Source organism: Nocardioides luteus, assembly GCF_015752315.1.
In the GTDB taxonomy this organism is placed as follows: Bacteria; Actinomycetota; Actinomycetes; order Propionibacteriales; family Nocardioidaceae; genus Nocardioides.
On sequence record NZ_JADOVJ010000001.1, the window covers coordinates 3,852,454 to 3,865,586 of the forward strand.

The 13,133-nt window shown below is 70.4% G+C and carries 10 protein-coding genes and 1 pseudogene; 7 read left to right on the forward strand and 4 right to left on the reverse strand.

What is annotated here, in order from left to right; translation table 11 throughout:
• The first annotated feature begins 118 nt into the window (after positions 1–118).
• Genes HD557_RS18425 through HD557_RS18440 form a run of 4 tightly spaced genes read left to right on the forward strand, consistent with a single transcriptional unit; the run spans position 119 to position 4,702 of the window.
• A complete protein-coding gene (locus HD557_RS18425; protein WP_231380358.1) occupies positions 119–1,438 on the forward strand; it encodes an ABC transporter substrate-binding protein in 1,320 nt (439 codons plus the stop codon).
• A complete protein-coding gene (locus tag HD557_RS18430) occupies positions 1,438–2,397 on the forward strand; it encodes a carbohydrate ABC transporter permease (RefSeq protein WP_196874921.1) in 960 nt (319 codons plus the stop codon). Before HD557_RS18425 ends, HD557_RS18430 begins: the two co-directional genes overlap by 1 nt.
• Entirely contained in the window at positions 2,394–3,230 is an 837-nt protein-coding gene (locus HD557_RS18435; RefSeq protein WP_008358508.1) for a carbohydrate ABC transporter permease, read from the forward strand. The genes HD557_RS18430 and HD557_RS18435 overlap by 4 nt, the downstream gene beginning before the upstream one ends.
• Positions 3,227–4,702, forward strand: coding sequence for a mannitol dehydrogenase family protein (locus tag HD557_RS18440; RefSeq protein ID WP_196874922.1), 1,476 nt, complete (start codon positions 3,227–3,229; stop codon positions 4,700–4,702). Before HD557_RS18435 ends, HD557_RS18440 begins: the two co-directional genes overlap by 4 nt.
• Positions 4,703–5,660: 958 nt before the next feature.
• Here the strand turns inward: HD557_RS18440 and HD557_RS18445 are convergent.
• The 3 genes and pseudogenes from HD557_RS18445 to HD557_RS18455 all read right to left on the reverse strand — a co-directional run.
• Positions 5,661–8,273, reverse strand: a pseudogene (locus HD557_RS18445) (Rne/Rng family ribonuclease); the annotation flags it as partial.
• Between the two features lie 413 nt (positions 8,274–8,686).
• The gene (locus HD557_RS18450) at positions 8,687–9,883 is read right to left on the reverse strand and encodes a winged helix DNA-binding domain-containing protein (protein WP_196874924.1); all 1,197 of its coding nucleotides are present in this window, start codon (positions 9,881–9,883) and stop codon (positions 8,687–8,689) included.
• Positions 9,884–9,907: 24 nt separating this feature from the next.
• Entirely contained in the window at positions 9,908–10,648 is a 741-nt protein-coding gene (locus HD557_RS18455; protein WP_374221701.1) for a TIGR03936 family radical SAM-associated protein, read from the reverse strand.
• Positions 10,649–10,736: 88 nt separating this feature from the next.
• Here HD557_RS18455 and HD557_RS18460 point away from each other — a divergent pair, with 88 nt between their 5' ends.
• A complete protein-coding gene (locus tag HD557_RS18460) occupies positions 10,737–11,735 on the forward strand; it encodes an endonuclease/exonuclease/phosphatase family protein (RefSeq protein ID WP_196874925.1) in 999 nt (332 codons plus the stop codon).
• Position 11,736: 1 nt separating this feature from the next.
• Here HD557_RS18460 and HD557_RS18465 read toward each other — a convergent pair whose 3' ends face one another.
• Positions 11,737–12,105, reverse strand: a complete 369-nt coding sequence (locus HD557_RS18465) for a nuclear transport factor 2 family protein (protein WP_196874926.1) — start codon at positions 12,103–12,105, stop codon at positions 11,737–11,739.
• A gap of 48 nt (positions 12,106–12,153) precedes the next feature.
• Here HD557_RS18465 and HD557_RS18470 point away from each other — a divergent pair, with 48 nt between their 5' ends.
• Together HD557_RS18470 and HD557_RS18475 are read left to right on the forward strand one after the other, a co-directional pair.
• Positions 12,154–12,576 carry a GNAT family N-acetyltransferase gene (locus tag HD557_RS18470; protein ID WP_196874927.1) on the forward strand — a complete coding sequence of 141 codons (423 nt, stop codon included), beginning with the start codon at positions 12,154–12,156 and terminating at the stop codon, positions 12,574–12,576.
• 46 nt (positions 12,577–12,622) lie between these two features.
• A complete protein-coding gene (locus HD557_RS18475; protein ID WP_196874928.1) occupies positions 12,623–13,006 on the forward strand; it encodes a RidA family protein in 384 nt (127 codons plus the stop codon).
• Positions 13,007–13,133 lie beyond the last annotated feature (127 nt).

Below are 13,133 nucleotides of genomic sequence, written 5' to 3' on the forward strand. Positions count from 1 at the left end.
TCCAGCCCGAATTACGCCATCGTGGTCGTGACGACAGTCACACTGCGAGGAGGCAGATCGAATGCGGGTACGGAGACGGACCTCCGCAGCGCTGACAGCGCTATCACTGGCGACGGTGATGTTGACGGCATGCGGCACCGGCGGCCTGGGCGCCGGCGGGACGAGCGCGGGCGAGCACAGCATCACGGTGCTGATGGTCAACAACCCCCAGATGCTCGAGCTCCAGGAGCTCACCGCGGAGCACTTCACCGAGAAGACCGGGATCGAGGTGAACTTCGTGGTCAAGGTCGAGCAGGACATGCGCGACACCGCGAGCACCGAGTTCGCCAACCAGTCCGGCATCTATGACGTGGCGACGCTGTCCAACTTCGAGATCCCCTACTACGCCCAGGCCGGCTGGATCTCGGACATGGAGAGCATCGCGAACGACCCCGAGTTCGACCAGGACGACATCCTGCCGCCGATGACCGAGGCCCTCTCCGCCAACGGCAAGGTCTACGGCCAGCCGTTCTACGGCGAGTCCTCGTTCCTGATGTACCGCAAGGATCTCTTCGAGAAGCACGGCATCGAGATGCCGGCCGAGCCGACCTGGGACCAGGTCGCCGATTTCGCCGCCCGGATCGACGAGGCCGAGCCCGACATGCGTGGCATCTGCCTGCGCGGGCTGGCCGGCTGGGGCGACAACCTCGCCTCGATCACGACCGTGGTCAACACGATGGGCGGCACCTGGTTCGACGAGGACTGGAACGCCCAGGTCAACAAGGGCGGCTTCAAGAAGGCGGCCAACTTCTACGTCGACCTGGTCCGCGAGCACGGCGAGGCGGGTGCCGCGACCTTCAGCTTCCCGCAGTGCCTCAACGCCATGCAGCAGGGCAAGGTCGCGATGTGGTACGACGCCACCTCCGGCGCCGGGTCGCTGGAAGCGGCCGAGTCGCCGGTCAAGGGCAAGGTCGGCTACGTCGCCGCCCCGCACGACCAGACCCAGAACGCCGGCTGGCTCTACACCTGGGCCTGGGCGATCCAGAAGGCCTCGCGCCACCAGGAGGACGCCAAGGAGTTCGTCGCCTGGGCCTCGAGCAAGGAGTACGAGGAGCTCGTGATGGCCGACACCGAGCACGACACCGGCGGGCCGACCAACGTCCCCGCGGGCAAGCGGGCCTCGACCTATGAGAACCCCGAATACCTCGAGGTGGCCGGCTCTTTCGCCACCCCGACCATGAACGCGATCAAGAACGCCCAGGCCGACAACCCCGGCGTCCAGAAGCGGCCCTACAACGGCATCCAGTTCGTCGGGGTCCCGAGCTTCACCGACTTCGGCACCGAGTGCGCCAAGCAGCTCTCCAGCGCGATCTCGGGCTCGAAGACCACCGACGCGGCGCTCGACCGCTGTCAGTCGCTCGCCCAGGAGTACGGCGAAGTCCAGAAGGAGAAGCAGTGATGGCCTCCGTGACCGCACCTCTACCCACGACAGTGGAGCCGACGGCGACCCGGCCGCCCGCGGCGTACCGGAAATGGGGCCGGGAGTCGTGGAAGCTGCGCGCGCCGCTGCTGCCCGCGCTGGTCTTCCTGATCGTGGTGACCCAGCTGCCGTTCGTGGCGACGCTGGTGATGTCGTTCATGAGCTGGAGCGCCCAGCCCGACGCACCGGGGCGCAGCTTCGCCGGCTTCGACAACTTCAAGACCGTGTTCACGACGCCGGCCTACCGGACGGCGGTGCTCAACACGATCGAGATGACCGTGGTCGTCGTCGGGGTCAGCGCCCTGCTGGCCCTCGGGATCGCACTGCTGCTCAACCACGCGTTCATCGGCCGCGGCTTCGTGCGCACCATGATGATCGCACCGTTCCTGATCGTGCCGATCGCGGCCGCTGTCTTCTGGGGCAACGGCATCCTGATGACCGGGTTCGGCCTGGTCGACGGCGTGCTGGGGCAGCTCGGGGTTCCCGGCGCCCAGGACATCGCGTTCCTGACCGACCATCCCAAGCTCGCCATCGAGATCGAGCTGATCTGGCAGTGGACGCCGTTCATGATGCTGATCCTGCTCGCCGGCCTGCAGTCGCAGGATCCTGAGGTGCTGGAGGCGGCGAGCATCGACGGCTGCAACGGCTGGCAGACGTTCGTGCACATGACGCTCCCCCACGTACGCCGCTATCTCGAGCTCTCGATCGTGCTCGGCACGATCTTCATCGTCCAGAACTTCGACTCGGTCCTGGGCATGACCGGCGGGCTGAACTCCACCAACATCCCGTTCGCCGTGTACGAGACGTTCTACTCCGCCAAGGACTACGGGGTCGCCTCAGCGCTGGGTGTCGTCGTGGTCATCGGCTCCCTGATCATCGCGACCTTCGCGCTCCGCGTCGTGTCGTCCCTGCTGACCGACGAGGAGGCTGCCCGATGAACACCTGGAACCGGCAACGGGTGGCGAAGATCGCCATCCCGATCGCAGCATGGCTGGTCGGCATCATCTTCGTGATCCCGATCCTCTACATGGTCCTGACCTCGCTGCACGCACCGCAGGACGCCCAGACCTACCCGCCCAGCTGGGGTGCCCCGCTGACGCTGGACAACTACAGCGGCCTGTTCACCTCGGCGAACCCGATCACCCCGGCGCTGATCAACTCGGTGATCACCAGCGTGATCTCGACGCTGCTCGTGCTCGCGCTGGCCATCCCCGCCGCGTACTCCCTCTCGATCCGGCCGGTGAAGAAGTGGTCGGACGCGATGTTCTTCTTCCTGTCGACGAAGATGCTGCCGATGGTCGCGGGGATCCTGCCGATCTACCTGTTCACGACCCAGGTGATCAAGATGCCCGACAACGTGATCATCCTGATCCTGCTCTACACCGCGATGAACCTGCCGATCGCGGTCTGGATGATGCGCTCGTTCCTGGCCGAGGTGCCGCCCGCGATCATCGAGGCCGCCTCGATCGACGGCGCCAGCACGTTCCGGATCCTGACCCGCATCGTCGCGCCCATCTCGATGCCGGGAGTCGCGGCCACGTCGCTGATCTGCTTCATCTTCGCCTGGAACGAGCAGCTCTACGCCAAGGTGCTGACCTCGGTCGCCGCGCAGACGGGTCCGGTCTTCGTGAACACGCTGATCCAGACCGAGCACGCCTACCTGGCCGAGCTGGCCGCCGGGGCGACGCTGATCTCCCTGCCCGTGCTCATCGCCGGCTTCGCCGCCCAGGACAAGCTGGTCCAGGGCCTCTCCCTCGGGGCGGTCAAATGACCTACGCACCACTCACGTCAGCTCGGCTCGGCGAGCTGTCTGCGGCCATCGCCGTCCCCGCCTACGACCGCTCCGCCGTCACCCCCGGGATCGTGCATCTCGGGGTCGGCGGCTTCCACCGCGCCCACCAGGCGCGCTACATCGACGACCTGCTCGCCTCGGGCATCACCGACTGGGGCATCGTCGGGGTGGGGCTGATGCCCCAGGACGTACGCATGCGGGATGCTCTCGCCGCCCAGGACCATCTCTACACGCTCGTCGAGCGTGCCCCGGACGGCGGCGTGCACGGGCGGGTGATCGGCTCGATCATCGACTACCTCTTCGCCCCCGACTCCCCCGAGGCCGTGCTGGCGCTGCTCACCGACCCGCGGATCCGGATCGTGTCGCTCACCATCACCGAGGGCGGCTACCACGTCAATCAGGCGACCGGCGGCTTCGACGCCTCCGACCCCGATATCCAGGCGGACCTGGAGCCGGGGGCGGTGCCGTCGACGGCCTTCGGGTACGTCGTGGAGGCGCTGGCTCGCCGACGGGCCGCGGGCGTGGCTCCGTTCACGGTGATGTCGTGCGACAACATCGCCGGCAACGGCGACGTCGCCCGGGCGATGATGTCGGCGTTCGCGTCCCTGCGCGACCCGGACTTGGGAGCCTGGATCGCCTCCGACGTCGCCTTCCCGAGCTCGATGGTGGACCGGATCACCCCGGCCACCACGGACGCCGACCTCGAGGAGGTCGGCTGGCGCTTCGGGATCGAGGACGCCTGGCCGGTGGTCAGCGAGCCGTTCTCGCAGTGGGTGCTCGAGGACCACTTCCCGCAGGGACGGCCGCCGTTCGAGCGGGCCGGGGTCGAGATGGTGCCCGACGTCGAGCCCTACGAGCTGATGAAGCTGCGGCTCCTCAACGCCAGCCACCAGGCGCTGTGCTACCTCGGCTACCTCTCCGGCTACCGCTACGCCCACGAGGTCTGCGCCGACCCGCTCTTCGTCGACTTCCTGCTGGGCTACATGACCCAGGAGGGAACCCCGACGCTGCCGCCGGTGCCCGGGGTGGACCTGGACCGCTACCGGCGCGAGCTGATCTCCCGCTTCGCCAACCCCCACATCCGCGACACCCTCGCCCGGCTGTGCGCGGAGAGCTCCGACCGGATCCCGAAGTGGCTCGTACCCGTCATCTCGGCGCAGCTCGCCTCCGGAGGCTCGGTGCGCCGTTCGGCGCTCGTCGTCGCCTCCTGGGCCCGCTACGCCGAGGGCGTCGACGAGCAGGGCGCGCCGATCGACATCGTCGACCGGCGCCGGGCCGAGGTGATGGCGCGGGCGATCGCCCAGCGCGACGACCCGCTCGCCTTCCTCCGCGACCCCGACCTCTTCGGCGACCTCGTCGACTACCCCGAGTTCACCGAGCCGTACGCCGAGGCCCTGGCGTCCCTGCACGCCATCGGGGCACGCAAGACCCTCGAGAGCTGGGAGGGCTGAGAGCGCGTTCGGAGACAGCACGACGCCCCGGTGACCACGAGGGGGGTCACCGGGGCGTCGTGGTCTGTCAGCTGTCCTGGGTCGGCGTGGTGTCGCGGCTGGCGCCACCACGGGTGCGGGTCACGACCTTCGGCGCCGGGGTGGACGCGGTGCCGTTGCTGACGACCGGCGCCTCGTGCTTGGTCGCGGTCATCACCGCGCCCTCGCCCGTGCTCACCACCTCGCGGCGGGCACCGCGGCGCTGCCGGGTGACCACCTTCGGCTTGGAGTCGACCGGCTCGGCCGCGACCGGCGCAGCGACCGCGGGCTCGGTGGTCTCGGGCTCGGTCGCCTCGGGCTCGATCGCTTCCGGCTCGGTCACCTCGGGCTCAGCCGCCTCGGGCTCGGCCGGCGGGGCCACCGGGGCGGGCTTCTCCGCGGCCGGCTTCGGCTCGGAGGTCGAGCTCCCGACCACCGCGGCCAGGACCGGACGGCCGGTCGTGGCGGCACGACGGGTGCGGGTGCGGGTGGTGACCTTCGGAGCCTCCGGCTCGGCGGGGGCAGCCGCGGGCGCCTCGGCGACCGGCTCGGCGGGGGTCTCGGCCTCGACCGGCTCGGGCGCCGGGGTCGACGCCTTGGACCGGCGCGAACGCGTACGCGTCGTCACCTTCGGTGCCTCGACCTGCTCGGGAGCGGTCTCGACGGGCTGGACGGTCTCGGCCGGCTCGGTGGACTCGGCCGCCGTGGGCTCCTCGGTGGTCGCAGCCTTCGACCGGCGAGAGCGCGTGCGGGTCGTGACCTTCGGGGCCTCGGCGGTCTCGGGCTCGCTCGGAACCGTCTCCTCGGGGGTCTCGACGGACTCGGCCACCGCGGCCGGCTCGTCGACCTTCTCCGTCTGTCCGGCCATCGCGGCGAACTCGGCCGGCGACGGCGTCCTGGCGGACTCCTCGACGGGCTCGGGGCGCTGCTCGCCACCGATCTCGTCGCGGCCCTTACCGCGGCCGCCGCGACCGCCACGACGACGCGAGCGCGGCTCGTCGGGGGCGACACCGGAGGACTTGCCGGGCTCGACCGGGTGCTCGTGGATCACCAGACCGCGGCCGCCGCAGGCGTCGCAGTTCTCCGAGAACGCCTCGAGCAGGCCGGTGCCGATCCGCTTACGCGTCATCTGCACCAGACCCAGCGAGGTGACCTCGGCGACCTGGTGACGGGTGCGGTCACGGCCCAGGCACTCGACCAGGCGACGGAGCACCAGGTCGCGGTTGGACTCGAGGACCATGTCGATGAAGTCGACGACGATGATGCCGCCGATGTCGCGCAGCCGCAGCTGGCGCACGATCTCCTCGGCCGCCTCGAGGTTGTTCTTGGTGACCGTCTCCTCCAGGTTGCCGCCGGAGCCGGTGAACTTGCCGGTGTTGACGTCGACGACGGTCATCGCCTCGGTGCGGTCGATGATCAGCGAGCCGCCGGAGGGCAGCCAGACCTTGCGGTCCAGGCCCTTGGCGATCTGCTCGTCGATCCGGTACGCAGCGAAGGCGTCGGCCTCGCCGTCGTACTTCTCCACGCGCTCCTCGAGGTCGGGGGCCACCGACTGGACGTAGTCCTTGACGGTCTCCCACGACGAGTCGCCGGAGATGACCAGCTTGGCGAAGTCCTCGGTGAACAGGTCGCGGACGACCTTCAGGGTCAGGTCGGGCTCGCCGTAGAGCAGCTGCGGGGCGTTGCCGCCCGCACGCTTCTCGATGTCCTCCCACCGGGCCTTGAGCCGCTCGACGTCGCGGGTCAGCTCCTCCTCGGCGGCGCCCTCCGCGGCGGTGCGTACGATCACGCCGGCCGTGTCGGGGACGATCTCCTTCAGGAGGGTCTTGAGGCGGTTGCGCTCGGTGTCGGGCAGCTTGCGGGAGATGCCGGAGGTGGTGCCGTCGGGCACGTAGACCAGGAATCGGCCGGCCAGCGAGATCTGCGAGGTCAGGCGGGCGCCCTTGTGGCCGATCGGGTCCTTCGTCACCTGGACGAGCACCTTCTGGCCGGAGGTCAGCACCGACTCGATCTTGCGGGGCTGGCCCTCCTTCCAGCCGAGCGAGGCCCAGTTGACCTCACCGGCGTAGAGGACCGCGTTGCGGCCCTTGCCGATGTCGATGAACGCGGCCTCCATCGAGGGGAGCACGTTCTGGACGCGGCCGAGGTAGACGTTGCCGATCAGGCTGGTCTGGCTCTCGCGGGCGACGTAGTGCTCCACGAGGACCTTGTCCTCGAGCACCGCGATCTGGGTGAGGTCCTCGCGCTCGCGGATCACCATGACGCGCTCGACCGACTCGCGGCGGGCCAGGAACTCGGCCTCGCTCACGATCGGGGCGCGACGGCGACCGGCCTCGCGGCCCTCGCGGCGGCGCTGCTTCTTGGCCTCCAGGCGGGTCGAGCCCGACAGCGCGGTGATCTGGTCCTCGCCGGTGCGGCTCTGGCGGACCTTGGTGACGGTGTTCTCCGGGTCGTCGCCGGCCTCGCCCGAGGCCTCGCCCGCACGGCGGCGACGACGGCGACGGCGCGAGGAGCTGCCGCCCTCGCCCTGCTGGTCGGCGTCGGCGTCCTTCTCGTCGCTCTCGCCCTCGGAGTCGTCGGACCCCTCGGCGTCGGTCGTGTCGGAGCCCTCGGCGTCGCCGTTGGCACCCTTGCGGCGACGACGGCCGCCACGGCGGCGACGACGACGGCCGTTGCCGCCACCCTCGCCGTCGTCGGCCGAGCTCTCGTCGGAGTCGGTCTCGGACTCGGTGTCGGTGACCTCAGCCTCGACCTCGGTCGGCTCCTCCTCGGCGGCCGTCTCCTCGACCGGCTCGGCGCGGCGCGCGTTGCGCCTGCGGCCCCGGGCCGGAGCCTCCTCGGCAGCCGGCTCCGCGACCGGCTCGGCGGCGAGCGCCACCTCCTCGGCGGGCGTCTCGACGGCGGCCTCGGCGGGCTCCTCGACGGGCTTCGGCTCGGCTGCCTTCCGCGTACGCCGACGGGTGGTGGTCTTCGTCGGCGCCTGGAACAGCACCGCGGGGGCCACCGGGCCGGCCTGCTCGGTCTCGGTCTCCTCGACGTCCTCGTCGGCGACCTCCTCGGCGGGGGCCTCGACGGGCTCGACGACCGGGGCGGCGGCCTTCTTCGCGGCCGCCTTCTTCGTCGTCCGCTTGGCAGCGGTCTTCTTCGCCGCCGTCTTCTTCGCCGGGACCTCGACGGTCTCGGCGGCTTCGGTGGTCTCGGTGGGGGCCTCGGCGGCCTCACCCTCCGGCGCAGCAGGGATCTCGGTGGTCTCGACCTCGGCCGGCGCCGCAGCGGCAGCCTTCTTGGTCGTACGCTTCCGGGTCGTCTTCTTCGCAGCAGTCTTCTTGGCGGGGGCCTCGGCGGCCTCGCGCGTCTCGGCGGACTCCTCGGTGCCCTCCGTCGGGGCCGCGACAGCCTTCTTGGTCGTACGCTTGCGCGTGGTCTTCTTCGCCGCGGTCTTCTTCGCGGGAGTTGATTCCGCGGTGGTCTCCGCGTCGTTCGTGTCGGTCACCGGGGTCTGCGGCGTTTCAGCGCCGTTCTCGGTGTTCTCGACAGTGGTCTCGTCGGCCATGCCGTTCTCCTCATCCAGGACCTTCACAGGTGCCGGATAGTCAGGTGCCGGGAAACGGGCGCTGCGCAGTATCGAGCTATTTTCCACGTAGCAGCCGCGTCGCGGCGCAAAGCTTGTCAGGGCGGCGGCATCCTCCGCAGTGGTGCGTCACAGGCTGCGGTTCGTCACCTGCCGCGGTCGCTCGGCCGTCCGGGACCTTCCCGGGCGAGTCGCTCTCACTGACCTGCTAGGCCTGCGTCGCGGTCTGGTGACGACCTACCTCCTGTGTGCCGGAGCGAGGCCCCGGAGGGACCCACGCCGGCGAGGCGTCGTCGGACTGTCCATTCCTCGGGTCGGGCCCGATTGTTTGAGCAGTCGTCTCGGAGTATCGCATACACCCTGTCAACAGACCGATATCCGGACGCCAACGAAACTCAGGGAAGGGTCGCTTCTTTCATCTGGCGCGACTTGTAGACGTTCACGATCACGACCCCGTCGAGCCACTCGGTGAGCCGCGCGGCCTCGGTCGCCAGCGCCGCCCGCCCGGCGTCGCCGATGTCGTGGCGCACGATCGGGTGCACCCGGCCGTCGTCGTCCTGCGCCCAGGCGCCCACGATCCGGCCGTCCCACCAGGCGGTGTTGCCGGCGTTGCCGTTGGAGTCGAAGAGGTACGCCACGTCCTCCGCGTCGAGATAGAACCCGCGTTCCCTCCAGCCCATGACGGTGGGGTCGAGGGTGGGCAGCAGCGCGGCCCAGGGCTCGATCTCGGGCTCGGGAGAAGTGGCGATCGGGTCGTCCGGCAGCACCCAGCCGGTGCCGCCGCCCTCCAGCCCGACCTCGACGGCCTCCACCGCGGCGAGCGCCGCTCGCACCGCCGACTTCGTGGACCCGAGCCACCAGACCAGGTCGGCCTCGGTGCCGGGACCGAACGTCCACAGCCAGCGGCGGACGAGCTCGGCGTAGCCCTCCGCCGGGGTGAGCGGGACCGGCATCGCATCGAGCCACGACTCGGTGAGCGTCCATGCCGGCTTGTTCAGCCGCCAGTGGCCGAGGTTGGTCGCCCGCATCAGCCGCCCCTGCGCGGCGAGGGTGCCGATCACCCACCGCCCGATCGCGAACTCGCCGCCCCACTTCTTGCCGGGAGCGCCCATCCGGAAGCGGACGTCGAGCTCCGGGACCAGCTCGCGCAGCTGCGTCGTGGTCCGCGGCTCACCGTCGGCCAGCGCCGCGAGCGTCGCTGCGTACGCCTTCTCGATCCAGCCGTCCTGGTCCTCGACGATGCCGCCCGCGGTCAGCCACTTGTGGAGGTTCTTCTCCTCCTGGGCGGCGACCCGGGCCGACGCGCTCCCCCACGCAGCCGCGACCAGGTCGCGCGGGAAGGCGAAGAGGGTGCGCCGCATCGCCAGCTGCTTGACCAGCGACCGCTCCTCGTAGAGCGCCCGCTCGACGTCCTCGACCCGGAGGTCGCGGACCCGCGCGTGCAGCGCGAGATGGACGGTCGCGGCCTCGGTCGCGTGCCAGGCGGTCATCGCCTCCGTCGCGGCGGCCACGTCGGCGTACCTGTGGTCGGGGGCGAGCCCGTGTCGCCGGGCCAGCCTCGCCCGCCGCTCGCGGTCGGTGACCATTCTCATCGGCAGCGCCTCACCACTCGAACACTAGTGCAGCGGGTCGCCGATCGTGCCGGATTCCTCGTCGAAGATGCCCTGGGTGAGCCGGGTGAGCAGCGGCAGCCCGCCGTGCTCGGGGCCGACCTTCAGGCCGCCGATGCGCTCCAGTCCGGTGACGACGTCGTCGGGACGTACCGACGGGGTGCCGTGCTTGAGCAGCAGCTCCAGGCGCGAGCCGCCCTCGCGGGGCGCCGAGCTGAGACGTACGACCGCGCCTCGGGCGTCGAACTCGCGCATCCCCTTCTTGGTCATCCGCTCCACGATGACCTCCTCGGCGCCGAGGAACGCCGCGACCGCCGCGGCCGCGTCCTCCGGCGCCGTCGGCAGGTCGATGATCCACTCGCTGCCGGTGAGCAGGTCGGCCAGCGCGCCCTTGGGCGAGGTGGCGGTGTCGACGACGTCGAGCAGGTCGAGGCCGTCGGGCATGACCTCGTCCAGTGCACCCTTGGTCGCGGCCGGGTCGACGATCTCGCGCAGCGCGAGCTCGACGTACTCGGCCTCGCTCGCGGCCCCCGTCGGAGCCGCGCCGGCGTAGGAGATCCGCGGGTGCGGGTTGAAGCCCGAGGAGTAGGCCACCGGGATCCGGGCCCGCGCGACCGCGCGCTCGAAGGCGCGGCTGAAGTCGCGGTGGCTGGTGAACCGGAGCCTGCCGCGCTTGGCGTAGCGGATGCGGAGACGCTGGACCGGCGGGGCCTGCTGTTCGGGCTGTTGACGCACGGAGTCGATTATGTCGGTCCTCGGGGGCGATCACCCACCCGGCGAATGGAGGACGAACTGGATGTAACGGTTTGCATACGAAAAATGGGAGACTCGCGCGGTGAGCCACCACAGACGACGAACGATCTCGGTACGCATCGAGGAACTGTTGCCGATCCTCGCGGTCGTTCTCACCGTCGGTGCCATCGCCGCCCTGACCGTCCTCGCGCCCCGGCTGGGCGACGCGCGACAGGCCTCCGCGGACGCCTCCTCGTCGCCGAGCGCCGAGACCCTCGAGGCCTCTCCGTCGGCCCCGGCGTCGGCCTCGGCGTCGTCGGAGCCGCTGCCGAAGTTCACGACGCTGGAGGCGCCTCCGGCGATCGCCAAGGCCCCGAAGAAGCCGAAGATCGACCCCTGCGCCGTCCCGCGCAAGCTGACCGTGATGACCTTCAACATCAAGGGCGGCCGGGTCTCCCCCGGTGAGCTCGACGGGATCGCCGGCGTGATCCGCGGGTCGGGCGCCGACGTCGTACTCCTCCAGGAGGTCGACCGGAACCGCCGCCGCTCAGGCAACGTCGACCAGCCCGCGATCATCGCCTCCCACCTGGGGATGCAGGCGGTCTTCGGCGCCAACGACTACATCACCGACCGCGGCGGCTACGGCAACGCGATCCTGTCGCGCTTCCCCATCGCGGAGTCCGGCAACACCCACCTGCCCAACAGCGACGGCAAGGAGCAGCGCGGGGTGCTGCGGGCCAACATCATCGTCGAGGGCCAGCGCCTGGTCGTCTTCAACACCCATCTCGACCACACCTCCGACTCGCTGCGGCAGGCGCAGATCGGTGCGGTCATGTCCAGGGTGAACGCCTACGACGGCGCCAAGCTTCTCGGCGGCGACCTCAACGCCGGCTCCGGCTCCGGCGTCCTCGGCACCGCCCTGGCCTCGTTGACCGACGCCGGCGCCTCGTTGGGTGCCAGCCACGACGGCGGCGGCCGCGTCGACTACCTGCTCCCCAACTCCTGGCTCGAGGCCGGCGCCGGCAGGGTCACCCCCACCGGCCTGTCCGACCACCACGCGGTCAGCATCGACTTCGCCATGCGTGGCGCCGAGGACTGCTGAGTCAGTAGCGCTCGACCGACACGGCCCTCTCGGGCGGCTCGTACGCCTCCGGCCAGAAGTCCGTCACCCGCGTGATCCGCCCTGCGCCGATCTCGAGAAACGTCTGCGACTCGCCCGATTCGTCGCCCATCGTCCAGTCGAACCAGACCACGGCACGCTCGTCGTCGGCGATCACCACCTTCGGGGTGAGGTGCCACTCCCCGGGGTAGGTCTGGTTGAACTCGAGGAACGACGCGCGCCCGACGATCAGCTCGCGGGTCTGCGGCATGTCGTAGACGACGTTCTCGTCCAGCAGAGCCACCCAGGCATCCCAGTCCCTCCCCTCGAGGAGCTCGAGATACCGGCGTCCCAGCGCGTTGTTGTCCGTCATGGCCGCAAACTATCGGTGGCCGAGTGCCCGCGTGGGACACTTCCGGCCGTGATCGAGCTGCGCCCTGCCACTGTTGCCGACGTACCCGCTCTCATGGCCTTGTGGGAGGTGGCTGCCGAGAACGACGCGCGCCCGACCGACTCCCCCGCGAAGGTCGAGGCGCTGATCGCGCGCGACCCCGACGCCTGCACGGTCGCGGTCACCCCGGACGGCCGGATCGTCGGCTCCCTGATCTCCGGCTGGGACGGCTGGCGCGCCCATCTCTACCGCCTGGCGGTCCACCCCGACGTACGCCGCCAGGGGCTCGCCCGCCGTCTGCTGGCCCATGCCGAGGACCGCCTCGTGGCCCTGGGCGCGAGCCGGATCGACGCGATGGTCCTGGAGGGCAACGACCTGGGGCAGTCGCTGTGGAAGAGCTCCGGGTACGAGTCGCAGTCGGAGTGGCGTCGCTGGGTCCGCCCCGTGGGCTGACCGGTAATCAGTCGCCCGGATCGCGCGGCCGGTCTACCTTCGGCGAGTGGACTTCCTGACCCCCGAAGACCTTCCCGCCCCCGCCGGCTACAGCCACGCGGTGATCACCGACCCCGGCGCCCGGCTGGTCGTCACCTCGGGACAGGTCGGCATCACCGCCGACGGCACCGTCGCCGACGGCTGGGAGGCGCAGACCCGGCAGACCTTCGTGAACCTCGGCATCGCCCTGACCGCCGCCGGCGCGACCTGGGCGGATGTCGTGAAGCTGACCTACTTCGTGGTCGCCACCGACGAGCTGCCGCTGATCCGCTCGGTCCGCGACGAGTTCGTCGACGTCACACACCCGCCCGCCAGCTCGTTGGTGCAGGTCGCAGGCCTGTTCCGCCCCGACGTACTGATCGAGATCGAGGCGATTGCCGCGATCCGCTGAGGGTCAGACGACCGAGAGCGGCAGCAGCTTCCGTCCCGTAGGGCCGATCTGGATCTCGGTGTTCATCTCGGGGAAATGCACAAATTCGCAGATCCGGTCCCGACGCTGCGTTGAACACCCTACGGTG